The sequence below is a fragment of the Paraburkholderia sp. SIMBA_053 genome (genome assembly GCF_046534895.1).
GTDB classification, from domain to species: domain Bacteria; phylum Pseudomonadota; class Gammaproteobacteria; order Burkholderiales; family Burkholderiaceae; genus Paraburkholderia; species Paraburkholderia caledonica.
On record NZ_JAWRXU010000499.1, the window covers coordinates 1 to 281 of the forward strand.

Here is a 281-nt window from a genome sequence, read left to right on the forward strand (position 1 = left end):
CGCTCGCCGAGCTCGCGCGGCTCGATACGATGGTCACGGTGGTCGACGCGTCCAATTTTCTGCACGACTACGGCTCCGCGGATGCGCTCGCCGAACGCGGCATCGCCGCGAGCGACGAAGACGACCGGACTCTCGTGGAACTGCTGATCGAGCAGGTCGAGTTCTGCGACGTGCTAGTCGTGAACAAGGCCGACCTCGTGACCGCCGACGAGCTGACGCGCCTGCAACGCATCCTCGCGCGCATCAATCCGCGCGCGGTGCAAGTGGTGAGCCGCTTCGGC

General features: G+C 66.5%; 1 protein-coding gene. It reads left to right on the forward strand.

The features are described 5' to 3' along the window. Positions 1-281 (forward strand): GTP-binding protein (locus SB753_RS36605; protein WP_410805013.1); only part of this gene is annotated, 281 nt, incomplete at both ends.